This window comes from Delftia sp. PE138 (genome assembly GCF_018320755.1).
Classification (GTDB): Bacteria; Pseudomonadota; Gammaproteobacteria; order Burkholderiales; family Burkholderiaceae_C; genus Comamonas; species Comamonas tsuruhatensis.
Genome location: NZ_JABEPN010000005.1, coordinates 345,398 through 366,451, shown reverse-complemented (window position 1 = coordinate 366,451; position 21,054 = coordinate 345,398). Strand labels below are relative to the sequence as shown.

General features: G+C 68.9%; 23 protein-coding genes. 19 read left to right on the top strand and 4 right to left on the bottom strand.

Annotation, left to right across the window (positions count from 1 at the left end; genetic code table 11):
• Positions 1-155 precede the first annotated feature (155 nt).
• Positions 156-1,400, top strand: a complete 1,245-nt coding sequence (locus HFGMBDPB_RS19140; RefSeq protein ID WP_016445208.1) for a cyclic di-GMP phosphodiesterase — start codon at positions 156-158, stop codon at positions 1,398-1,400.
• Positions 1,397-3,883 carry a bifunctional diguanylate cyclase/phosphodiesterase gene (locus tag HFGMBDPB_RS19135; protein WP_016445209.1) on the top strand — a complete coding sequence of 829 codons (2,487 nt, stop codon included), beginning with the start codon at positions 1,397-1,399 and terminating at the stop codon, positions 3,881-3,883. Before HFGMBDPB_RS19140 ends, HFGMBDPB_RS19135 begins: the two co-directional genes overlap by 4 nt.
• On the opposite strand, the gene HFGMBDPB_RS19130 is transcribed toward HFGMBDPB_RS19135, so the two are convergent.
• The 3 genes from HFGMBDPB_RS19130 to HFGMBDPB_RS19120 form a co-directional block, all read right to left on the bottom strand.
• Positions 3,847-4,665: a sulfite exporter TauE/SafE family protein gene (locus tag HFGMBDPB_RS19130; RefSeq protein WP_016445210.1), complete on the bottom strand. Its 819-nt coding sequence runs from the start codon at positions 4,663-4,665 to the stop codon at positions 3,847-3,849. The two genes, HFGMBDPB_RS19135 and HFGMBDPB_RS19130, sit on opposite strands and share 37 nt — an antisense overlap.
• Before the next feature lie 391 nt (positions 4,666-5,056).
• Positions 5,057-5,458, bottom strand: coding sequence for a cell division protein ZapA (locus HFGMBDPB_RS19125; RefSeq protein WP_016445211.1), 402 nt, complete (start codon positions 5,456-5,458; stop codon positions 5,057-5,059).
• A 32-nt stretch (positions 5,459-5,490) separates the two neighbouring features.
• Entirely contained in the window at positions 5,491-5,700 is a 210-nt protein-coding gene (locus HFGMBDPB_RS19120) for a hypothetical protein (protein WP_012204637.1), read from the bottom strand.
• 255 nt (positions 5,701-5,955) lie between these two features.
• Here HFGMBDPB_RS19120 and HFGMBDPB_RS19115 point away from each other — a divergent pair, with 255 nt between their 5' ends.
• The 17 genes from HFGMBDPB_RS19115 (at position 5,956) to HFGMBDPB_RS19035 (ending at position 20,154) form a co-directional block, all read left to right on the top strand.
• Complete coding sequence (locus HFGMBDPB_RS19115; RefSeq protein ID WP_212646025.1) at positions 5,956-7,353, top strand: cobyrinic acid a,c-diamide synthase CobB; 1,398 nt, start codon at positions 5,956-5,958, stop codon at positions 7,351-7,353.
• Complete coding sequence (locus tag HFGMBDPB_RS19110) at positions 7,353-7,946, top strand: bifunctional adenosylcobinamide kinase/adenosylcobinamide-phosphate guanylyltransferase (protein ID WP_212646024.1); 594 nt, start codon at positions 7,353-7,355, stop codon at positions 7,944-7,946. The genes HFGMBDPB_RS19115 and HFGMBDPB_RS19110 overlap by 1 nt, the downstream gene beginning before the upstream one ends.
• Positions 7,943-8,821, top strand: a complete 879-nt coding sequence (locus HFGMBDPB_RS19105) for an ABC transporter substrate-binding protein (protein ID WP_212646023.1) — start codon at positions 7,943-7,945, stop codon at positions 8,819-8,821. The genes HFGMBDPB_RS19110 and HFGMBDPB_RS19105 overlap by 4 nt, the downstream gene beginning before the upstream one ends.
• Before the next feature lie 41 nt (positions 8,822-8,862).
• On the top strand, positions 8,863-9,846 hold the full coding sequence (locus HFGMBDPB_RS19100) for a FecCD family ABC transporter permease (protein WP_016453071.1): 984 nt from the start codon (positions 8,863-8,865) through the stop codon (positions 9,844-9,846).
• Positions 9,843-10,640: an ABC transporter ATP-binding protein gene (locus tag HFGMBDPB_RS19095; protein ID WP_154834739.1), complete on the top strand. Its 798-nt coding sequence runs from the start codon at positions 9,843-9,845 to the stop codon at positions 10,638-10,640. The genes HFGMBDPB_RS19100 and HFGMBDPB_RS19095 overlap by 4 nt, the downstream gene beginning before the upstream one ends.
• Before the next feature lie 16 nt (positions 10,641-10,656).
• On the top strand, positions 10,657-11,457 hold the full coding sequence (locus HFGMBDPB_RS19090) for an aminoglycoside phosphotransferase family protein (protein ID WP_154834738.1): 801 nt from the start codon (positions 10,657-10,659) through the stop codon (positions 11,455-11,457).
• Between the two features lie 85 nt (positions 11,458-11,542).
• Positions 11,543-12,334 (top strand): phytanoyl-CoA dioxygenase family protein, encoded by a 792-nt coding sequence (locus tag HFGMBDPB_RS19085; protein WP_154834737.1) that lies wholly within the window; start codon positions 11,543-11,545, stop codon positions 12,332-12,334.
• Positions 12,335-12,559: 225 nt separating this feature from the next.
• Positions 12,560-12,805, top strand: coding sequence for a DUF6364 family protein (locus HFGMBDPB_RS19080; protein WP_016453068.1), 246 nt, complete (start codon positions 12,560-12,562; stop codon positions 12,803-12,805).
• Positions 12,802-13,239 carry a TA system VapC family ribonuclease toxin gene (locus tag HFGMBDPB_RS19075; protein WP_212646022.1) on the top strand — a complete coding sequence of 146 codons (438 nt, stop codon included), beginning with the start codon at positions 12,802-12,804 and terminating at the stop codon, positions 13,237-13,239. Before HFGMBDPB_RS19080 ends, HFGMBDPB_RS19075 begins: the two co-directional genes overlap by 4 nt.
• Positions 13,240-13,268: 29 nt before the next feature.
• Positions 13,269-13,925 carry an aspartate/glutamate racemase family protein gene (locus HFGMBDPB_RS19070; protein ID WP_047327134.1) on the top strand — a complete coding sequence of 219 codons (657 nt, stop codon included), beginning with the start codon at positions 13,269-13,271 and terminating at the stop codon, positions 13,923-13,925.
• A gap of 63 nt (positions 13,926-13,988) precedes the next feature.
• Entirely contained in the window at positions 13,989-14,558 is a 570-nt protein-coding gene (gene cobO / locus HFGMBDPB_RS19065; RefSeq protein WP_013803210.1) for a cob(I)yrinic acid a,c-diamide adenosyltransferase, read from the top strand.
• A 39-nt stretch (positions 14,559-14,597) separates the two neighbouring features.
• The gene (bluB, locus tag HFGMBDPB_RS19060) at positions 14,598-15,305 is read left to right on the top strand and encodes a 5,6-dimethylbenzimidazole synthase (protein WP_212646021.1); all 708 of its coding nucleotides are present in this window, start codon (positions 14,598-14,600) and stop codon (positions 15,303-15,305) included.
• Positions 15,302-16,396, top strand: coding sequence for an adenosylcobinamide-phosphate synthase CbiB (gene cbiB, locus HFGMBDPB_RS19055; RefSeq protein ID WP_212646020.1), 1,095 nt, complete (start codon positions 15,302-15,304; stop codon positions 16,394-16,396). Before bluB ends, cbiB begins: the two co-directional genes overlap by 4 nt.
• Entirely contained in the window at positions 16,393-17,436 is a 1,044-nt protein-coding gene (locus HFGMBDPB_RS19050) for an aminotransferase class I/II-fold pyridoxal phosphate-dependent enzyme (RefSeq protein WP_212646019.1), read from the top strand. Before cbiB ends, HFGMBDPB_RS19050 begins: the two co-directional genes overlap by 4 nt.
• Complete coding sequence (locus tag HFGMBDPB_RS19045) at positions 17,423-18,928, top strand: cobyric acid synthase (protein WP_212646018.1); 1,506 nt, start codon at positions 17,423-17,425, stop codon at positions 18,926-18,928. The genes HFGMBDPB_RS19050 and HFGMBDPB_RS19045 overlap by 14 nt, the downstream gene beginning before the upstream one ends.
• A 142-nt stretch (positions 18,929-19,070) precedes the next feature.
• Complete coding sequence (locus tag HFGMBDPB_RS19040; protein ID WP_016445226.1) at positions 19,071-19,502, top strand: hypothetical protein; 432 nt, start codon at positions 19,071-19,073, stop codon at positions 19,500-19,502.
• Between the two features lie 280 nt (positions 19,503-19,782).
• On the top strand, positions 19,783-20,154 hold the full coding sequence (locus tag HFGMBDPB_RS19035; protein WP_212646017.1) for an oxidoreductase: 372 nt from the start codon (positions 19,783-19,785) through the stop codon (positions 20,152-20,154).
• A gap of 85 nt (positions 20,155-20,239) precedes the next feature.
• On the opposite strand, the gene otnI is transcribed toward HFGMBDPB_RS19035, so the two are convergent.
• On the bottom strand, positions 20,240-21,037 hold the full coding sequence (gene otnI, locus HFGMBDPB_RS19030; RefSeq protein WP_212646016.1) for a 2-oxo-tetronate isomerase: 798 nt from the start codon (positions 21,035-21,037) through the stop codon (positions 20,240-20,242).
• Positions 21,038-21,054 lie beyond the last annotated feature (17 nt).

Here is a 21,054-nt window from a genome sequence, read left to right as displayed (position 1 = left end):
CTTGGTCCTGAGGGTCGCGGATTGCCTGCAAGGCCCTCAGAACTGGAGATAATGCCCGAATCATCGGCTTACATTTGCCGATTCCTTCAGCCTCGGGGCCGTTGCCGCGCGTGAACCATTCCGTCCTCATCGATATCCGAGACCTCCGTCCGGGCATGTTTGTCCAGCTCGATGTTGGATGGCTGAACCATCCCTTTCCGGTCAGCAGCTTCAAGATCACCTCCAGCGCACAGATCCAGACCCTGAAATCCCTGGGCCTGGAGGCGGTGCGCTGCGTTCCGCACAAAAGCGACGCCTGGCCGGCCGAGGTGCGCACTCCGCCGCCGCAGCCGCTGCCCGCTGTGGCGGCCGCTGCAGCCGAACCCGCCGAGGAACCTGCACCGGCAGCGCCGCTGCTGCTGTCCGTGCCCAACTGGCGCGGCCGGCTGGAGGACTGCAATGCGCGCTTTCAGAAGGTGGAGCGTGGCTATGTGGCCATCGAAACCACCCTTGCCAGCGCGCCCGAGCAGGCGCGCATGCCCACCGAAGCCCTGGTCGACGGCTGCCTGGCCGAACTGGCCGGCCCGCAGGACGTGGCGATTCACCTCCTGTCCGATGGCGTGGGCAGCAACCAGAGCGTGCATGCCGTCAACGTGACCGTGCTCGGCCTGCTGCTGGGCCGCGCCCTGGGCCTGGAGGCTGCGCTGCTGCGCGACCTGGGCCTGGCGGCGCTGCTGCACGATGCCGGCAAGCCGGTGGCCGGCGCCGAAGGCATGCACGGCCTGGCCCTGGAGTCTTCCGTGCCCGACGCGCTGCGCGACCGCTACGAGCGCCATGTGGGTGAATCGGTGGCCATCGCCATGCGCATGGGCCTGTCGGCCCAGGTCACCACCGCCATCGCACAGCACCATGAATGGGCCGACGGCACGGGATTCCCGCTGAGCCTGGTGGCCGAGGACATGGAGCTCACGGGCCAGATCCTGGCCCTGGTCAACACCTATGACCGCCTGTGCAATCCCGGCGATGCGCAGACGCCGCACACGCCGCACGAGGCGCTGTCCATGCTGTTCAGCCGGCTGCGCGACAAGTTCGCCGCGCCCGTGCTCAATGGCTTCATCCGCATGATGGGCGTGTTCCCGCCGGGCTCGGTGGTGGAGCTGACCGATGGGCGCCATGCCATGGTCATGTCCGTCAATGCATCGCGGCCGCTCAAGCCTTCGGTGATGGTCCATGACGCCAGCGTGCCGGCCGCCCAGGCGCCCGTGCTGGCGCTGGAGCTGTTTCCCGCGCTGGGCATACGCCGGGGCGTGGCTCCTGCGCAGTTGCCGCGCGACGCGCTGGACTATCTGTCGCCGCGCCGGCGTGTCTGCTATTACTTTGAACGGGCGGTGGAATTGGATCCGCCGAAGGTGGCGTCTTGAACAAGCAAGCGCTCAACCGCGCCTGGCCCCGCCTGCTCGATGCACTGCAGGAGGCGCTGTGGCTGATCGATGCCCGCAGCCTGAAGGTGCTGCGCGCCAACGCTGCCAGCGAATCCGTCACCGGCTATGAGACCGATGCCGCCGTGGGACTGCCCGTGCAGGTGCTGGCCGCCACGCCGCAGCAGCAGGCGTTCTGGAGCGACCCTTTCAACTGGCAGGCCGGCGCCCAGTTCATTTCCGAGGTGCGCCGTGCCGACGGCCAGCTGGCGCCTGTGGAGATGCGCGTGCGCGCGCTCGACGGCGAGGTGCTCCTGGTCAGCATGCTGGACCGGCGCGAGCAGGCGCTGCACGAGGCCGAATTCGAAAGCCTGCTGGGCGAGTTGCGCGCCACGCTGGAGTCGGCCGCCGACGCCATCCTGGTGTGCGATCCCGATGGCCGCATCCGCGCCTTCAACCACCGATTCGCCACGCTCTGGGGCATTCCCGAGGCGTTGCTGGTGCGCCGCAACGACGCGGCCATCCTCGATCACCTGGCCGGCCAGGTGCGCGATGCCGAGTCCTACGCGCAGCAGTTGAAGCTGCTGTCGGCCCAGCCCCTGATGGAAGCGTCCGACGTACTGGACCTGCGCGACGGCCGCATTCTGGAGCGCCGCGCCGTGCCCCAGCTGCGCCGGGGCCTGCCCATGGGGCGCATTTTCTCCTTCCGCGACATCACGGCCGAGGCCCAGACCCAGGCGGGCCTGGAGCTGGCTGCGCGGGTCTTCGAGTCCAGCCTGGACGGCATCTTCATCGCCGATGACCACATGGACGTGGCACGCACCAACCCGGCCTGCGAACGCTTGCTGGGCGGCATGCCCGTGCAGGGCCGCACGGTGGAATCGCTGTTCGAAGCCACCGAAGACCCATCCGACACGCTGGGCGACCTGGCCCGCATACAGTGGCATCAAGGCGGCTTCTGGGAGGGCGACCTGTGGCTGCGCCAGGCCGGCGGTGCGCGCTGCGCCGTGCGCCTGTCCTGGGTGCCGCTGCGCAATGCGCAGGGCGACGTGGTGCAGAGCATCGGCTTCATGCGCGACCTCACCCAGCAGCGCGTGGCACAGCAGCGCATCGAACAGCTGGCCTACAGCGACGCGCTCACCGGCCTGCCCAACCGGCTCAATCTCACGGAGCGCGTGGATGCGGCCATCGAGGCCGCACGCGCAGGCGGCACGGTGTTCAGCATCCTGTTCATCGACCTGGACCGCTTCAAGATCATCAACGACTCGCTGGGCCACCAGTTCGGCGACCGAGTGCTCAAGCTGGTCGCACAGCGCCTGAGCGACTGCATGCGGCCGGTAGACATCCTGTGCCGCCTGGGCGGCGACGAGTTCGTGCTCTACCTGCACGGCTGCAACGCCGAGCTGGCTGCCGCGGTGGCCAGGCGCATCCTGCAGGAGATGGAGCGACCCTTCCTGCTCGACGGCCTGGGTTTTTCCGTGCAGTGCAGCATCGGCGTGGCCCAGTACCCGGCCGACGGCCTCACGCTGGACGAGCTGATCCGCCAGGCCGACACGGCCATGTACCGCGTCAAGGAGCGGGGCCGGGGCCATTTCAGCTTCTACCAGCCGCAAATGAGCGCGGGCCTGCTGTCGCGCATGAAGCTGGAGCATGCCATGCGCCAGGCGCTGGAGCATGGCCGCATGGCCGTGTACTTCCAGCCCCAGGTGCACATCGACAGCGACCGCATCGTCGCGGCCGAGGCGCTGCTGCGCTGGACCGACCCCGAATTCGGCGTGGTCTCGCCCGGTGTCTTCATTCCGCTGGCCGAGGAGTCGGGCTACATCGTCACGCTGGGCGCCTGGGTCATGGAGCAGGCGGTGCAGGAGGCTGCGCGCTGGCAGAAGCAGGGCATGCCGATCAAGGTGTCGGTCAATGTCTCGGCGCTGGAATTTCGCCAGTCGGGCTTTGTCGAGCGCGTGACCGAGCTGCTGCGCCGCTACGGCCTGGAACCCCATCTGCTGGAGCTGGAGCTGACCGAAAGCATCCTGCTGCAGGATGCACAGGACATGGCGCTGCGCGTATGCCAGATCGCCGATCTGGGCGTGGGCATGGTCATCGACGACTTCGGCACCGGCTACTCCAACCTGGCCTATCTGAAGAAGCTGCCCATCTCCAAGATCAAGATCGACCAGAGCTTTGTGCGCGGCCTGCCCAGCGACGAGGGCGACCAGGCCATCGTCGGCGCCATCATCAGCCTGGGGCTGGCGCTGGGCGTGGAGATCGTGGCCGAGGGCGTGGAAACGCACGAGCAGCTGACGGCCATCCACCGCATGCAGGGCCACTACTTCCAGGGCTTTCTGTGCGCGCCGGGCCTGCCGCGCGAGCAATTCGGCGAATGCCTGCAAGCCCAGCGCGCCGGCATTGGCGCCATCGCCTACCGGCAGAGAATGGCCCAGGTGGCAAGCGCTCAGCTGCCCGCGCTCAAGCCCTTCCAGAGCATGTAGGCCGCCAGGCCGAACAGCAGCGTGGCGAAGATCCGCTTGAGCTGGGCCACGGGCAGCCGGTGCGCGGCCCGCGCGCCCAGCGGTGCGGTCAGCACGCTGCAGCAGGCCAGTGCCAGCAGGGCCGGCAGCCACAGGTAGCCCAGCGAGTATTCGGGGCGTCCCGCATCACCGGCGCCTGTGAAGATCAGGCCTGCCGCATTCACCACGGCAATCGGAAAGCCCAGCGCCGCGCTGGTGCCCACGGCCATGTGCATGGGCACCGAGCAGCGCATCATGAAGGGCACGCTGATGAAGGCCCCGCCCGCACCCACCAGCCCCGAGATGAAGCCCAGGCCCGTGCCGGCACCGTACAGCCCCAGCGGCCCCGGCAGGGCGCGCGTGGCCGTGGGCTGGCTGTTGCTGCGCAGCATGCGCAGCGCCATGTAGCCGATGAACACGCCAAAGAACAGCGCCAGGTACTTGCCACGCAGCAGTGCGAAGACTCCCAGGCTGGCCAGCAGCCCGCCCGTGATGATGCCCGGCGCCAGACTGCGCACGATGTCCCAGCGCACGGCGCCGCGACCGTGGTGGGCGCGCAGGCTGGAGATCGAGGTGAACACGATGGTGGCCATGGCCGTGGCGATCGCCATCTTCACGGACAGGTCCGGGCCGACCCCGCGCTTGTCGAGAAAGTAGGTCAGAAACGGCACAAGCACCATGCCGCCGCCCACTCCCAGCAGGCCGGCCAGGAAACCGGAGCACAGGCCCAGCAGGGCCAGTTCGAGAAACAGCAGATCAGGCATGCGGCGGCAGATCGGTAGTGGAGGGGCGGGCAACAAAAAACCCGGCGCACCGTGGAGGTGCGCCGGGTTGGAATCAGGTGTCTGCAAAGACCACCGGGCCGTCATCCTGAACCGGGGTTCAGGGGGGCAAGGGCAGCCAGACGTTGGGTTCATCTGACGCGAGACGATCACGCTCGAATGGCAATGTACCAAGCCCGGGCTCATAGAGCATTGGTCCAAGGAACTATAAAGCCCGGCGGGTTTGCAGACGCCTCCATTCTAAGGCCGTTGATCAGGCCCGCGATCAAGTTCTTTGAACGGCATGGGCTTTTCATTGACATGGGCGATGCAATGAAAACAGCCTCCGAAGAGGCTGTCGTGCGGGGCAAGGAAAGGCAGCGGCGGCCCAGGCTCAGATCAGCCGCGCATCGCCCTCCAGGGCCTGGTCCAGGCGCAGCACCAGTTGCTCGGCAAGGGCCTGCTGGCGCGCACGCTCGGCCAGCTCCTCGGGGCTGGGCTCGGGCGGCTGGGATGGGGCGTTGTGCTGGGAAGCGGCCTCGTCATGCAGGGACTGCATCTCGGCCTGGGCCGTGGCCATGGCGCTTTCCTGGGCTTCGCGGTCCAGCACGTCGAAGGCCATGTTCAGCGCGGACAGCACGGCCACGCGCTCGCGGGAGCGGACCTTGCCGCTGTCGCGGATGCGGGTCATGGCCGTGTCCACACGGCGCACGGCTTCGAGCAGACGCTCTTCCTGGCCATCGGGGCAGGTCAGCACATAGCTTTGCTGCAGGATTTGCACTTCGATCTGCTTCATGGGCGTTCGGGGCGTCGGCGGTTGCGAAGGGGTCAGGCCCCCTGGTTGGAGGGCAGGCGCTCGATCAGGGCATCGACGCGGGCCCGGGCGGCGTTGAGCCGCGAGCGCAGCGAATCACGCTCCTGGGTCAGGGCCGCCACCTGCTCGGCGAGCAGCGCATTGGTGCGTTGCAGTTCCTCGTGGCGAACCAGCAGGCGCTCCACGCGCTCTGCAATGTGGTCGAGGGAAGTCTGGGAGGTCATAGACGCTGAGATTGTAGGACGTGCGAACGAAGTGAGCACATTCCGTGGAAGTATCCGAGGAAACCTGGTAACAGGCAGGCGTACACGGCTTGACGTCAGCGCCTTGCTCGGGTATTGGAGAGCGAGCGCCAGACTGTCTCACAAAATCGTAGCGCCATCTGTAGGACTCGTCTGCTTCGGCGGGATGTATTGCGTAAGCATTGGTTGCGGCCGCGGTGCGGGCGCGCACTACAATGCGCCGCGCGGAGCGAACACATGAACATTGACCTTGGCCAGGGCGGGGCACGCTGCCCGGCGCTGCTGATCACTTCCACGGCTTCGGGCCAGGGCAAGACCACGCTGACGGCTGCGCTGGCGCGGCTGCATGCGCGCCAGGGCCGGCGCGTGCGCGTGTTCAAGTGCGGCCCCGACTTCCTGGATCCGCACTGGCATGAACTGGCCAGCGGCGCGCCCGTGCACAGCGTAGACCTGTGGATGACGGGCGAGTCCGACATGCGTGCACGCCTGCACGCAGCCGCCTGCGAGGCCGATCTCATCCTGGTGGAAGGCGTCATGGGGCTGTTCGACGGCACGCCCTGCGCGGCCGATGTGGCCGAGCGGCTGGGCCTGCCGGTACTGGCCGTCATCGACGCCTCGGGCATGGCCGGCACCTTTGGCGCGCTGGCCCATGGCCTGCAGCACTATCGGCCGGGCCTGCGCTGGGCCGGCCTGCTGGCCAACCGCGTGGGCAGCGCCCACCATGCCGATCTGCTGCGTGCCGGCCTGCGCGATCCCTCGCTGTGGCTGGGCGCGCTGGCGCGCGTGCAGGGCAAAGGCGCCGCCTCGCTGCTGCCCGAAAGACACCTGGGCCTGGTCGCCGCACATGAACTGGACGATGCGCTGGTGCGCCTGGACGTGGCCGCCGATGCGCTGCAGGCTACGCCGCTGGGCCAGTTGCCCTGGCAGGCCGGGCCGGGGCAGGGCGCCAGCTGGCAGGACTGGTCCGTGGATTTTGAGCTGCCTGCCGAACGCACCGAGCAGGTGCAGCCCTGGCTGGCGGGCCGCACCGTGGCCGTGGCGCGCGACGCGGCCTTCAGCTTCATCTATGCGGCCAACCTCGACTGCCTGCGTGCCATGGGCGCGCGGCTGGCGTTTTTCTCGCCGCTGGCCGGCGAGCGCCTGCCGGATTGCGATGCGCTGTGGCTGCCCGGCGGCTATCCCGAGCTGCACCTGGATGCTCTGGCCGCCAATGCCGCGCTGCGCGGCGACATCGCCGGCCACGTGGCTGCCGGCCGCCCGGTCTGGGCCGAGTGCGGCGGTATGCTGGCGCTGTGCGATCGACTGACCGACACCGCGGGCCGGACCACGGACCTCTGGGGCCTGTTGCCCGGCCATGCCTGCATGCAGCCGCGCCTGGCCGGACTGGGCATGCTGCAGCTGCCCACGCCCTGGGGCCTGCTGCGCGGGCACACCTTTCACTACAGCCGGCTGGAGACTTCCATGACCGAGGCCGGGCGCAGCAGCCGTCCGGGACAGGACGCCCATCCCGACCGGGGCGAGGCGCTGTACCGCCACGGCAGCGTGCATGCCAGCTATTTCCATGCCTGGTTTGCCTCGCAGCCGCGTGCCGTGGCCGCGCTGCTGGGCGCCGACATTCATCCGGGGACCGCGTGATGACCGAGCCCATCTCCACCGTTTCGCTTCCCCGCAGCCAGCTCATTGTGGGCGGCCAAAAAAGCGGCAAGTCGCGCCGCGCCGAATTGCTGGCGCGCGCCTGGCTCGATGGCGCACCGGACCGCGAGGCCGCGCTGATCGCCACCGGCCAGCCCTGGGACGACGAAATGCGCGAGCGCATCGCCCGCCACCGGCGCGACCGCGCCGAGCGCGTGCCCGGCATGGCCACGCTTGAGGAGCCGCTGGACCTGGCCGCCATGCTTGCGCGGCACAGCACGCCGCAGCGCCTGCTGGTGGTGGACTGCCTGACGCTGTGGCTGACCAACTGGATGATGCCGGCCCAGCCTTCCGAGGAACTGGCGCGTGGATGGGAGGGCCAATGCACGGCCTTTCTGGCCGCCTTGCAAGCTGCGCCCGGCCCGGTGATCCTGGTCGGCAACGAGATCGGCCTGGGCGTGATTCCGCTGGGATCGCAGGTGCGTGCCTTCGTCGATGCGCTGGGTGTGCTCAACCAGCGTGCGGCGCAAAGCTGCGAAACCGTCACGCTGATGTGCGCCGGCCTGCCGCTGGCGCTCAAGGGCCCGCAGCCGTGAGGCCATGGCGTCCCGCCCTGTGGGGCCTGGCGTTGGCACTGGCGCTGTCTGCGGCGCAGGCTGCCATCCGGGTCACGGACGGGCGGGGCGTTCCGGTGGAGCTGCCACAGCCGCCGCAGCGCATCGTCAGCCTGCTGCCCTCGCTGACCGAGACCGTGTGCGAGCTGGGCGGCTGCCAGCGCCTGGTCGGCGTGGACCGCTATTCGAACTGGCCGGCCCATGTGAAGACCCTGCCCGTGATGGGCGGCGGAATCGATCCCAACATCGAGGCCATCGTCGCGCTCAAGCCCGATCTGGTGCTGGTGTCCATGGCTTCGCGCTCGGTGGCGCGGCTGCAGGCATTGGGCCTCAAGGTGGTGGCGCTGGAGCCGCGCACCCATGCCGATGCGCAGGCCGTGCTGCGCACCGTGGGCCAGTTGCTGGACCTGCCGCCCGAGCAGGGTGCCGACCGGGTCTGGGCCGCCATCGAGGCGCGCATGCAGGAGGTGGAGCGCAGCATGGCCCCCGCGCTGCGCGGGCAGACCGTGTATTTCGATGTCAACCGCGGCCCCTTTGCCGCAGGCGAGTCCTCGTTCATCGGCGAGACCCTGGCGCGCCTGGGCATGCGCAACATCGTGGGCGCGCAGCTGGGGCCGTTCCCGCGCATCAACCCTGAATTCGTGGTGCGCGCCGACCCGGACTTCATCCTGGGCGGCGACCGCAGCCTGGGCACTTCGGGCGAGCCCTATCCGGGCTGGGGCCGCATGCGCGCCATGCAGGCCGGGCGCGTCTGCCGCTTTGAACCGGCCGAGCTGGACGTGCTGGTGCGCGCCGGACCACGCATGGCCGAGGGCGCCGCGCTGATGGCGCGCTGCCTGAACGGGGCCGCACGGTGAGGCAGGCCCGCAGGCACCACAGCGGCCTGGCGGCGCCTTGGATGGCGCTGGCCCTGCTGGCCGTGAGCGCCCTGCTCATGCTGCTGGGTGCGGGCGTGGGCAGCACGGGCTGGGAAAGCGTGTGGGCCGCGCGCAGCGATCCGCTGTCCTGGCAGATCGTCACCGAGATCCGGCTGCCGCGCACGGCGGGCGCCTGGCTGGCCGGCGGCCTGCTGGGGCTGGCCGGGGCCATTGCCCAGGGCGTGTTCCGCAATCCGCTGGCCGATCCCTATCTGCTGGGCAGCGCCTCGGGCGCCTCGCTGGGCGTGGCGCTGAGCATGGCGGCGCTGGGCGCCTCGCCCTTTGCACTCGCGGGCCTGGCGCGCCTGGGTGTCACGGGCGCGGCCTTTGCGGGCGCAGCCCTGGCCGTGCTGCTGACCCTGGTGCTGGCCCAGGGCGTGCACAACACCATGCGCCTGCTGCTGGCCGGTGTGGTGGTGGGGGTGGTGCTGGGAGCGGCCGCATCGCTGGTGCTGCTGATGAACCCGGACATCATGCAGGCCATGCAGGCCTTCATGCTGGGCAGCACCTCCTTCATCGGCTGGGGCGCCTGCGCGCTGATGCTGGCCGTGCTGCTGGCCACCGCCATGGGCGCCTGGTGCCTGGGCCGCGTGCTCGACGGCCTGTCCCTGGGCGAGGCCACGGCCCACAGCCTGGGCCTGCCGCTGGCGCCGCTGCGCATGGTGCTCATCTTGCTGCTGGCGCTGGCCACGGGCACGGCCGTGGCGCAGACCGGGCTCATCGCCTTCGTCGGCCTGGCCGCGCCGCATCTGGTGCGCTCCATGGTGCGGTCCATGCACCGCTGGCTGCTGGTGCTCAGCGCGGGCATGGGCGCCGTGCTGCTGCTGGCCGCCGACCTGCTGGCGCGCTGGCTCATCGCCCCGCAGGAGCTGCCCGTGGGCGCGCTCACGGCCTTGCTGGGCGGCAGCTACCTGCTGTGGCTCATGCACCGCCGCCACGCCCTGCGCGGCGGGGAGGGCGCATGACGGCCCCCGCCCTGCAAGCGCGCGCCCTGAAGGTTCGCCTGGGCGATCGACAGGTCCTGGGCGGCCTGAGCCTGGCCCTGCCCGCCGGCCGCTGGACCGCCATCGTCGGCCCCAATGGCGCAGGCAAATCCACGCTGCTGCGCGCCCTTGCAGGCATGGAATCCGGCGCTGGCGTGCAAGGCGAGGTGGAGCTCCTGGGCCGCCCGCTGCGGCAATGGAGTGCGCGCGAACGGGCCTGCTCGCTCGCCTGGCTGGGCCAGAACCAGCCCGTGGCCGGCGACATGCGGGTCCATGACGTGGTCATGCTGGGCCGCCTGCCGCACCAGGGCTGGCTGGCTGCGCCCAGCCAGGCAGACCATGCCGCCGTGGAGCAGGCCCTGCGCCAGACCCAGGGCTGGGACTGGCGCATGCGCAGCGTGGGCAGTCTCTCGGGCGGCGAGCGCCAGCGCGTGCTGCTGGCGCGCGCCCTGGCCGTGCAGGCCCGCGTGCTGCTGATGGACGAACCCCTGGCCAACCTCGACCCGCCGCACCAGGCCGACTGGCTGGAATGCGTGCAGGCCCTGGTCGCCCAGGGCTGCACCGTGGTCAGCGTGCTGCATGAGATATCGATGGCCGTGCAGGCCCAGGACCTGGTCATTCTCGACAAGGGGCAAGTGGTGCACCAGGGGGCCTGCGCCGACCTGGCCACGCATGCGGCGCTGGAGGCCGTGTTCGAGCACCGGCTGCGCATCCGCGCCATCGACGGGCAGTGGCTGGCCCTGCCACGGCTGCGGGGGCAAGCCGCAGCTCCCTGATTGCCTGTCGGAAAAAATGTCTCTCCATGCGCCGTATCTGAGTCGCTGGGCTCTGACCATCGATGGCCAGCCCCTGTCCACGCCGCGCGGTGTGTTGCTGCCCGTGCGCCAGGGCGTCACGCCCGCCATGCTCAAGATTGCGCTGGAGCCCGAAGAAGTGGCCGGTGCCCGCCTGATGGCCTGGTGGAATGGCGACGGCGCCGCGCCTGTGCTGGCCCATGAAGGGCCGGCCCTGCTGATGCTGCGCGCCACAGGACCCGAATCGCTGGTGGACATGGCCCGTGGCGTGCGCGATGAGCAGGCCACGCGCATCCTGTGCACCGCTGCCAAGCGCCTGCACCTACCGCGCGCCAAGGCGTTGCCACCCCTGGTGCCGCTGACGCAGTGGTTCCATGCATTGCTTGCACAAGGCCATGGAACCGCCAGCCTGCTCGGCCTGTGCGCCACCACGGCACGCGAGCTGCTGGCCGCACCGCGCGACGTGACCGTGCTGCATGGTGACCTTCACCACGGCAATGTGCTGGACTTCGGCCCCCTGGGCTGGCTGGCCATCGACCCCAAGGGCCTGCACGGCGAGCGCGGCTTTGACTACGCCAACATCCTGAGCAATCCCGACCGCGCCAGCGCGCTGGCGCCGGGGCGGTTTGCGCACCGCATGGCCACCATTGCCGAAGTCTCGGGCATGGAGCAAAGGCGCCTGTTGCAATGGGTGCTGGCCTGGTCGGGACTGTCTGCCGTCTGGAGCATGGAAGACGGTGACGATCCTGGCGCTGCGATGGCTGTGGCGCAAATGGCGGCTTCGGCATTGGCATGCTGAATTTTCAGACTGCGATACATCTCTTTTTCTGCCCCAACAGGGTGAAATAGCGCTTCACGGAAAAAGAGGGTGGAGGAATTTTTCGATGCTTGCCGATGCACTGGAGATGTTTGAACAGCAGGGATTTGTCATCTGGCCAAGACCCATGGAGAAGGGCCTTCTCGACAGCTTGGTGGCATCTGTTGAAGCCATCCAGCGCCATGCGCAGGCCAGGACACTGGATCCGGCGCTGGACGAGCTGTTGGTGTACGAGAAAGATCTGCCGGCCAGCAAGCGCGCCGGCTTGGATGGTGCCCTTACCGGAAACTCGATCTTCATTGTTGGAGATCCCGCCCGCTTTGATGAAGTCTTCGCAGAGACACTTCACGATGCCGCGCTTGTCTCGGCGGCAACGACGCTTCTTGGCGTGGACGAGGCAGTGGTCCATTTCATGAACGTGACCGTCAAGAATCCCGGATTCGGACGGTCGATCTCCTGGCACCGCGATTATCCCAATGGGTATTTCTGCACCAGGGATTCCAGCTTTGTTCGTCTGATGATCTGCCTGGATGGCATGTCGGTGGAGAGCGGTGCCACCTGCTTTGATGCGGGCACTCATCGCATTTCCGACCAGGAGGCGCAGCAGCAGAAGGTGAGTGGCACCTGGCCCACTCCCGATCCGGCCGACACCGTCACCGTGCAGTGTGACCCAGGCCAGATCGTGGCGATCCACCCGAAGGTGCTTCATGGCGGAGGCATGAATACCGGCTCTGGAATGCGGCGCAACGTCATCCTGCAGATTGGCACTCTGGGTGCAGAGCCCATGACACACGCCGAAGAATCTCTGACCGGCATCGTCATCGGCGCGAAAGGCTGCAGGGAACACCTGAATCGCTGAAGGCGTATCGGGGACGAGGCCAAGGCCATCGTGGACCGCGTGGTGAGGGGCATGATGCCTTCGCCCATCCTTCGCTCATCCCTCGTCCAAGGGCCTCTGAAGGGCGCAGGCCGGCCTGGTTGTCCTGCCAGCGGAATTTTTCTAACATACAGAAATCTGTACGAAAGATCTTTGCAAAGGATCTGTGCGAGAAATCTGTACGAAATTCCTGCTCTGGGGGCCGTCATGAAGACCACGCTTGACCTCAACGATGCATTGCTGACCGAAGCAAAGACCTATGCGGCACAGCAGCACACCAGCCTGACGCGCCTGATCGAGGAGGGCCTGCAATTGCGCTTGCGCAAGGCCCAGGCGCCTGCCCGGCGCGTGCGCCTTCCCGTCTACCACGGCAAGGGCGGACTGGCACCGGGGCTGGACGCACTGAGCAACCGCGCGCTGCTGGATGCCGCCGGTCAGCAGGATCAACCATGACGCCCGATGTCAACCTGCTGGTTGCGGCATCGCGCAGCGACCACCCCCATCATTCGGTGGCCCGCGACTGGCTGGAGCAGGCCATGGCCGATGCCAACCAGGGCGTGCTGCTGAAATTGCAGCCCATGGTGGTGGCGAACTTTCTGCGCCTGGTCACGCATCCGAAGATCTTCGTCAACCCGACTCCTATGGTCGAGGCTTTGCGCTTCGTTGACGCATTGCTGGCATCGCCCGGCGTCGAGCAGGCCGTGCTGGGTGCCGAATGGCCGGCGTTAAGGCAACTGTGCGCCGACAAGGCGCTTTCCGCCAATGACGTACCGGACGCTTGGCTGGCCGCTGCCGCCATCCACCAGGGCGAGCATGTGGTCAGCTTCGATGCCGATTTCAAGCGCCTGCTGCCGCGCTCCCAGTTCACCCGGCTGGCGCCCCAATAATTCCTTTCCTTTTCAGATTCCCCCAATCCATGACCCGCATCGCCCTCATCCACGCCCTCAGCCATTCCGTCGCTCCCATCAACGAAGCCTTTGCGCGCGACTGGCCCGAGGCGGTACGCATGAACCTGCTGGACGACAGCCTCTCGGCCGACCTGGCGCGCAACGGGCGCGGGCTGGACGCCGCCATGCACGAGCGCTTCCAGCGCCTGGCGCAGTACGCCGTGGACACGGGCGCGCAGGGGATCTTGTTCACCTGCTCGGCCTTTGGCCCCTGCATCGAGGCCGTGGCCGCGCGCCATGCGCCGCTGCCCGTGCTCAAGCCCAACGAGGCCATGATCGAGGAGGCCGTGCAGGGCCAGCAGGGGGCCTTGGGTTTGATCTCCAGCTTCGCGCCCACGCTGCAGTCCATGCCGCCGGAGTTCCCGGCCAGCATCGAATTGGTGCCTGCCCTGGCCGATGGCGCCATGGACGCGCTCAACCGCGGCGACACCGCCACGCATGACCGCCTGGTGGTCGAGCAGGCCAGGGCCCTGGCTGCGCGTGGCTGCACGCGCATTGCGCTGGCCCAGTTCAGCATGGCGCGTGCCCGCGCCGCCTGCGAGGCCGCCACGGGCCTGCCCGTGCTCACCACGGTGGACAGCGCCGTGCGTGCCCTGCAGCGCCGGCTGGGCGTGCGCCTCGGTTAAAGTGGCGCTCCGCTGCGGCGCATGCCCGCCGCAGCGTGTGCAACTTTTGAGGACGACAGACCCATGCAGATTGAACAGGCCCCGACGGAAAAGCCCTATGAAAAGCCCGAAGGCGAACGCCGTGGCCTGGTGCTGGTGAACACCGGCGACGGCAAGGGCAAGAGCACGGCGGCCTTCGGCCTGGCCCTGCGCGCGCATGGCCGGGGCAAGTCCGTCAAGATCTTCCAGTTCATGAAGGTGCCCACCGCGCGCTTTGGCGAGCACCGCATGTTCGAGCAGCTGGGCATGCCCATCGAGGGACTGGGCGACGGCTTCAGCTGGAAGAGCCAGGACCATGAGCGGTCGGCCCAGATCGCGCGCGAGGGCTGGGAGCGTGCGCGCACCGCCATCCTCTCGGGCGATCACTTCCTGGTCGTGCTCGACGAAATCACCTATCCGCTGATCTACGGCTGGCTGCCGCTGGAGCCCGTGCTGCAGGCCCTGGCCGACCGCCCGCGCCATGTGCACGTCATGCTCACGGGCCGGCGCTGCCCCGAGGAAATCATTGCCGTGGCCGATACCGTCACGCGCATGGAACTGGTCAAGCACGCCTTCCAGGCCGGCATTCCCGCCCAGCGTGGTATTGAGGACTGATGCCGCCCGCAGGCCCGGCCTGCGGCGGACAATGGCGGCATGAGCAGCGAAACGCAATCCCGGGCGCCAGAGACCATTCCCGCCCAACCCTTTGCCGAGGCCGAGCGGGCAGCCGTCTACCGAGCCATCCATGAGCGGCGCGACATGCGCCACTTCTGCGGAGGCGAGGTCGCGCCCGATGTTCTGCTGCGCCTGCTGCGCGCCGCCCACCATGCGCCCAGCGTCGGCTTCATGCAGCCCTGGCGCTTCATCCGCGTGCGCGATGCGCAGTTGCGCCAGGGCATACACGCCGTGGTCGAGCAGGAGCGCCTGCAGACCGCGCGTGCGCTGGGCGAGCGCGAGGAAGACTTCATGCAGCTCAAGGTCCAGGGCGTGCTGGATGCGGCCGAGGTGCTGGTCGTGGCCATGCCGCCAGGGCGCGAGGCCCATGTCTTCGGTCGCCGCACCCTGCCCGAGATGGACGTGGCCTCGGCCGCCTGCGCCATCCAGAACCTGTGGCTGGCCGCGCGTGCCGAGGGGCTGGGGCTGGGCTGGGTCTCGCTGTTCGATCCCGAGGTGCTGGCCGCGCTGCTGCAAATGCCCGTGGGCAGCCGGCCGCTGGCCGTGCTGTGCCTGGGCCCCGTGTCGGCCTACTATGCCGAGCCCATGCTGCAGCAGCAAAAGTGGGCCAGCCGCGCACCGCTGCAGGACATGCTCTACGACGACTTCTGGGGCCAGCGCGCCGCCGGTCCGCAGCCGCAGGCATGAGCGACAGCCCTTCCTGGCAACTGCTGGGCGCCGCGCTCAGCCCGCTGTGGTGGTGCTGGCAGGCGCTGTCGCAGCCGCAGGCCCAGGTCCAAGCCGAACCCTGGGCGCGCCACGCCCTGGCCGCCGCGCTGGCCGTTCCCGTGGCCTTGCTGATCGACCGGCTCTGGGGCGAGCCGCCCGTGTGGATGCACCCCGTGGTCGCCATGGGCCGGCTGCTGGGTCCGGTTGGGCGAAGAATTGCCCCCCGCGAAGAACATGTGCGCGACTGGCCACGCTTTGCGCTGGGCGCCGTCGCCTGGTGCCTGCTGGCGCTGCTGTTCTTCACCATCTACGCGTTCATCCAGTGGCTGCTGCCGCCCATGCCCTGGTGGCTGGGCGCCCTGGTGCTGGGCGTGCTGCTCAAGCCGCTTTTGTCCTGGCGCATGCTGCGCGACGAGGTGCTGGCCGTGGAAGCCGCACTGCAGCAATCCCTGCCTGCAGGCCGCGAGCGGCTTACCTGGCTGGTCAGCCGGGACACGGCGCAGCTGGACGCAGGCCAGGTGCGCGAAAGCGCCATCGAAACCCTGGCCGAGAACCTCAGCGACTCCGTGCTGGCGCCGCTGTTCTGGTTTGCCGTGGCCGGCCTGCCGGGCGCGGCCCTCTACCGCTTTGCCAATACGGCCGATGCCATGTGGGGCTACCCGGGCTGGCGCGGGCAGGGCGATGACCGGCGCCACTGGCAATGGGCCGGCAAATGGACGGCGCGTGCCGATGACCTGCTCAACTGGATACCGGCGCGCCTGACCGCCTTGCTGCTGGCCTTGTCCGGCCTGGCCGCTGGCCGGCGGCCGGGCTGGGGTGCGCTGCGCCAGGACGCGCGCATCACCCCGTCGCCCAACGGCGGCTGGCCCATGGGCGCCATGGCAAGGCTGCTGGGCGTGCGCCTGGGCAAGCCCGGCGTCTATGTGCTCAACCCCGCAGGCCGCGTGCCTCAGGCGGCCGAGCTGCAGCAGGCTGTGGCGCATGCGGGCCGCGTGGTCGCCATGCTGGTGGCTGCAGGGCTGGCCGCCGCCCTGGTCCTTGGATGGGCGATGGCAGGAAAGACACCATGAAACCGATCCCAGTCACCCACGGCGGCACGGACGCGCTGGGCGTGCCCGCGCACGATTTCTCCACCAACCGCAATGCCTGCGGACCCTGCCCGCAAGCGCTGGATGCGCTGTCCCAGGCACACGCGGCCCAGTACCCGGACCCGCACTACACGGCGTTGCGCGCACGGCTGGCGGATTTTCATGGTGTGCCGGCCGGGCGCATCGTCATCGCGGCCAGCGCCAGCGATTTCATCCACCGCATCAGCATGCATGCGGTGCGCGAGGGCGTGGCCGTCGCCAGCCTGCCGGCACACCATTACGGCGACTACGCCCACGCGGCCCAGGTCTGGCGCCTGCCCCTGGCCGCGCGCGACGGCATCACCGAGGCCGGCCCCGGCCTGCACTGGGCCTGCGCACCATCGAGCCCGCTGGGCCAGCCCGAGGACGTCTGGCCCCTGTGGAGCGAGCCCGCACCGCCCGGCACCTGGCGCGTGATCGACTGCGCCTATGCCCCCCTCAGGCTGGAGCCGGGCATGGAGCCCGCCGTGCCCTCCCAGGTGCGCGATGCCTGGCAGATGTGGACCCCCAACAAGGCCCTGGGCATGACCGGCGTGCGCGCGGCCTACGCCATTGCGCCCGAAGCCGTGCCGCACGACCAGATCGAGGCCTTGCGCGCCCTGTCGCCATCCTGGCCCGTGGGCGCCCATGGCGAGGCCATGCTCACGGCCTGGACCGCACCGGCCACCCGGCAATGGCTGGCGCAAAGCCTGCAACGGCTGCGCGATTGGAAGGCGCAGCAGCTCGATCTGGTGCAGCGCCTGGGCTGGCAGGTACTGCCCGGCTCGCAGGCCAATTACTTTGTGGCGCGCTGGCCGCAAGCCCAGCAGGGCGATGCCATGCAGACGCGTCTGGCCCAGCTGCGCGCGCAGGGCATCAAGCTGCGCGACTGCGACAGCTTCGGCCTGCCCGGCTGCGTGCGCATGGGCGTGCTGGCGCCTGCATCCCAGAACGCCTTGCTGGCCGCCTGGCAGCCAATGGAGAAACACCATGCAATCGAATGAACCCGCCGCCGTGAATCTGCCCCTGCCCACCCCCGGCCAGCGCCCCGCGCTGTGCGTGATGGTGCTGGGCACCAGCAGCGGCGCCGGCAAGAGCTGGGTGGCCACCGCGCTGTGCGCCTGGTACCGCGCGCAGGGCTACAAGGTGGCGCCCTTCAAGGCGCAGAACATGAGCAACAACGCGCGGGTGGTCTCCGCGCCGGGCGGTGCCTGGGGTGAGATCGGCACGGCACAGTACCTGCAGGCCCTGGCCGCAGGCTGCGCGCCCGATGTGCGCATGAACCCGCTGCTGCTCAAGCCCGAGGCAGACATGCGCAGCCAGGTCGTGCTGCTGGGCCGGGTCAGCGAGGAACTCTCGGCCTTGCCCTGGCGCGGCCGCAGCGCCCGTGTCTGGCCGCAGATCGCCGAGGCGCTGTACAGCCTGCGCGCCGACAACGATGTGGTCGTCATCGAAGGCGCCGGCTCCCCCGCAGAAATCAACCTGCATGCCAGCGACGTGGTCAACATGCGCGTGGCGCGCCACTGCGGCGCGCATTGCCTGCTGGTGTCCGACATAGACCGGGGCGGCGCCTTTGCCCACCTCTACGGCACCTGGGCCCTGCTGCCGCCGGAAGAACAGGCGCTGATCCGCGGCTTTGTGCTCAACAAGTTCCGGGGCGACGCCAGCCTGCTGGCGCCCGCCCCGCAGATGCTGCAGGAGCGCACCGGCGTGCCCACCGTGGCCACCATCCCCATGCAGTTCCAGCATGGCCTGCCGGAGGAAGATGGCGTCTTTGACGACCGTGGCTCTGGAGGAGGGGCGGGGCGCGCCGTGCACACCACCATCGCCATCGTCGCCTACCCGCGCATCAGCAACCTCGACGAATTCCAGCCCCTGCTGCAGGTGCCGGGCCTGCGCGTGGCCTGGGCGCGCACGCCGGCCCAGCTGGCCGGCGCGGACTGGATCATCCTGCCGGGCTCCAAGGCCACGGCTGCCGATCTGGCCTGGATGCGGTCCCAGGGCCTGGATGCTGCCGTCGCCGCCCATGCGGCGGCAGGCCGGCAGGTGCTGGGCATCTGCGGCGGCCTGCAAATGCTGGGCGAGGCGCTGATCGACCTGCACGGCGTGGACGGCAACGCAGCCGGCCTGGGCCTGCTGCCGCTGACGACCCTGTTCGCGCCCGACAAGACCGTGCTGCCCGCCAGCGTGCAGCTGCCGCCGCTGCCAGGGGCTTTGGCGGCGCTGTCCGGCGTGCAGGCCCGGGTCTATGAAATCCACCATGGCCAGACCAGCGTGCGCCCCGACATGGTGGCCGCTGGCAGTGCCGTGGCCGAGCCCGTGCCCGGCCTGCTGTGGCACAGCCCCGATGGCCGCATCGCCGGCTGCTACTGGCACGGCCTGTTCGAGAACGCCGAGGTGCTTCGCGCCCTGTGGGGCGCCGAGGTGCCCACGCTGGACAGCGTCTTCGCGCGCATGGCCGAAGGCGTTCAGCGCTGGTTTGCCACCCAGGCTTGACCCAGGTCGGCCACCGCTTGCGCGTTGCGCGGCAACATGTAGGCCATGGACTGCATGCGCAGCCGTGCTGTACCGATAAATGGGGAGCTGGAAAACACGCATGCTTGGGCCTTGACTTTTTCACGAGGAATGGAGTGAAGCTATGAAGAATCCATGGATCCGTCCCCTGCAGCTGTGTATTGGCGCTGCCGTCCTGGGCATGGCCGGCCTGGCCACCGCCCAGCCCGGCCCCGGGCCTGATGGCACGCCGCCTCCGCCCCCCGCCGCGGAAAAGGCCAAGCCCCATCACCACCACAAGAAGCACGCCGAGCACAAGGGGCCCGCCAAGCGCGGCTATGACCGCCGCGACCCTGCCCAGCACGAGGCCGCCGCCGTCCAGGAGCAATCGCGCCGAGGCGGCGTCCAGTCGGGCGACAACTTCCAGCGCAATGCCGTGGCCCGCTGCGATGTCTTCAAGAACGAAGGCGACCGCCGCTCCTGCGTGGAGCGCGTCAAGGACGGCCAGGTCAGCGGCTCCGTCGAAGGCGGCGGCGTGCTGCGCGAGTACACGGAGCAGGTTCCTGTAAGGCAATAACAGCGCTGTTGTTCACCTGAGAAAACCCGCCGGGCCACGAAGCCGGCGGGTTTTTTTGTGGGCGAATGCAGGCTCCCGCGTCAGCAGCCTGTGGTGTGGTCCGTGCTGCAGGCAGCCGGTATCGAACCTCGACCGCAGAGACCTGGCCCGCCACCACGCCCCTGTCCACCGGATTTGACCTGGGTCATACAAACCCATTCCACCCGCCCCGGACCGGCGCGCACCGGCAAGGCATTTCTATGATGGCGCCGTACTTCCCATATGGAAAAGGATTCAACCCATGCAAGCCTTCCGGATCGTGGTCATTGGTGCGGGGCAGACCGGCACTCCCTTGCTGCAGCAGTTGCTGGACGCGCCCTTCGTGCAGTTGCTCGGGGTGGCCGACCTGGACCTGGACCAGCCCGGCATCGTGCTGGCGCGCGCGCGTGGCGTGCCGGTCACCACACGGTTCATGGATCTGGTGGATGCAGCGGTGGACATCATCATCGACGTGACCGGCTCCCCCCACGTGCGCGAGTCGTTGCGCAGCAAGATGGTGGAGACCGGCAACACGCACACGCTGATCATGCATGAGGCGATTGCGCTGCTGATGATGTCGCTGTCGGCCGGCCGGCTGGTGACCAGCAAGCACAGCGATCTGGAGTATTCCTGAACGCAGGCGGCGGATAGGCAGGACAGCTATCCGCCCCGTCCTCCCGTGCCTGGCGGATGACGGGCTGCCGCAGCAGGCGCTACAGCTACAGCCACTCCTTCATCCACCCCAGCCCCTCGCTGGTAGCGTGCGCGGCCGCGCCGCGCGCGGGGCGGTATTCGCAGCCTATCCAGCCGTCGTAGCCCAGCTGGTCCAGCAGGCGAAACAGGTAGGGGTAGTTGACCTCTCCCACGTCGGGTTCGTGGCGTTCGGGCACGCCTGCGATCTGCAGGTGGCCCACGCGGCCCGTGGGCAGGTACTGGCGGATCTTCATGGCGAGGTCTCCCTCGACGATCTGGCAGTGGTAGAGGTCCATCTGGACCTGGACATTGGGCTCGGCAATGTCGGCCAGCAGCGCATGGGCCTGGTCCTGGCGGCTCAGGAAGAAGCCGGGCATGTCCCGGCCGTTGATGGGCTCCAACAGGATGGCGATGCCGTGGGGCGCGGCCAGCCGTGCGGCGTGGCGCACGTTGGCGATGTAGGTGGCGCGCAGGGCATCGTCGCTGGCGCCTTCGGGCTTGAGGCCGGCCATGACGTGGATGCGCGGGCAGCCCAGCGCGCGGGCATAGGCAATGGCGCGTTCCATGCCCTGGGCAAATTCCGCCTCGCGCCCGGGGATGCAGGCCAGGCCGCGCTCGCCCGCGTTCCAGTCGCCGGGCGGGGCGTTGAACAGCACCTGCTGCAGGCCGTTGTCCTGCAGTCGCCGGGCCAGTTGCTCGGGGGCGAAGTCGTAGGGGAACAGGTATTCGACGGCCTGGAAGCCGTCGCGCGCGGCGGCCTCGAAGCGGTCAAGAAAATCCAGGTCGTTGTAGAGCATGGACAGGTTGGCGGCGAAACGGGGCATGAAGGCTTTCCTGAAAA

Coding starts and splice junctions, on each gene's coding strand:
- HFGMBDPB_RS19070 (WP_047327134.1), top strand. CDS start 13,269: ATGACCCGCATCGCCCTCATCCACGCCCTCAGCCATTCCGTCGCTCCC.
- HFGMBDPB_RS19095 (WP_154834739.1), top strand. CDS start 9,843: ATGACGGCCCCCGCCCTGCAAGCGCGCGCCCTGAAGGTTCGCCTGGGC.
- HFGMBDPB_RS19080 (WP_016453068.1), top strand. CDS start 12,560: ATGAAGACCACGCTTGACCTCAACGATGCATTGCTGACCGAAGCAAAG.
- HFGMBDPB_RS19110 (WP_212646024.1), top strand. CDS start 7,353: ATGACCGAGCCCATCTCCACCGTTTCGCTTCCCCGCAGCCAGCTCATT.
- HFGMBDPB_RS19100 (WP_016453071.1), top strand. CDS start 8,863: ATGGCGCTGGCCCTGCTGGCCGTGAGCGCCCTGCTCATGCTGCTGGGT.
- HFGMBDPB_RS19050 (WP_212646019.1), top strand. CDS start 16,393: ATGAAACCGATCCCAGTCACCCACGGCGGCACGGACGCGCTGGGCGTG.
- HFGMBDPB_RS19140 (WP_016445208.1), top strand. CDS start 156: ATGTTTGTCCAGCTCGATGTTGGATGGCTGAACCATCCCTTTCCGGTC.
- HFGMBDPB_RS19085 (WP_154834737.1), top strand. CDS start 11,543: ATGCTTGCCGATGCACTGGAGATGTTTGAACAGCAGGGATTTGTCATC.
- cobO (WP_013803210.1), top strand. CDS start 13,989: ATGCAGATTGAACAGGCCCCGACGGAAAAGCCCTATGAAAAGCCCGAA.
- otnI (WP_212646016.1), bottom strand. CDS start 21,037: ATGCCCCGTTTCGCCGCCAACCTGTCCATGCTCTACAACGACCTGGAT.
- HFGMBDPB_RS19125 (WP_016445211.1), bottom strand. CDS start 5,458: ATGAAGCAGATCGAAGTGCAAATCCTGCAGCAAAGCTATGTGCTGACC.
- HFGMBDPB_RS19120 (WP_012204637.1), bottom strand. CDS start 5,700: ATGACCTCCCAGACTTCCCTCGACCACATTGCAGAGCGCGTGGAGCGC.
- bluB (WP_212646021.1), top strand. CDS start 14,598: ATGAGCAGCGAAACGCAATCCCGGGCGCCAGAGACCATTCCCGCCCAA.
- HFGMBDPB_RS19130 (WP_016445210.1), bottom strand. CDS start 4,665: ATGCCTGATCTGCTGTTTCTCGAACTGGCCCTGCTGGGCCTGTGCTCC.
- cbiB (WP_212646020.1), top strand. CDS start 15,302: ATGAGCGACAGCCCTTCCTGGCAACTGCTGGGCGCCGCGCTCAGCCCG.
- HFGMBDPB_RS19035 (WP_212646017.1), top strand. CDS start 19,783: ATGCAAGCCTTCCGGATCGTGGTCATTGGTGCGGGGCAGACCGGCACT.
- HFGMBDPB_RS19115 (WP_212646025.1), top strand. CDS start 5,956: ATGAACATTGACCTTGGCCAGGGCGGGGCACGCTGCCCGGCGCTGCTG.
- HFGMBDPB_RS19040 (WP_016445226.1), top strand. CDS start 19,071: ATGAAGAATCCATGGATCCGTCCCCTGCAGCTGTGTATTGGCGCTGCC.
- HFGMBDPB_RS19045 (WP_212646018.1), top strand. CDS start 17,423: ATGCAATCGAATGAACCCGCCGCCGTGAATCTGCCCCTGCCCACCCCC.
- HFGMBDPB_RS19090 (WP_154834738.1), top strand. CDS start 10,657: ATGTCTCTCCATGCGCCGTATCTGAGTCGCTGGGCTCTGACCATCGAT.
- HFGMBDPB_RS19075 (WP_212646022.1), top strand. CDS start 12,802: ATGACGCCCGATGTCAACCTGCTGGTTGCGGCATCGCGCAGCGACCAC.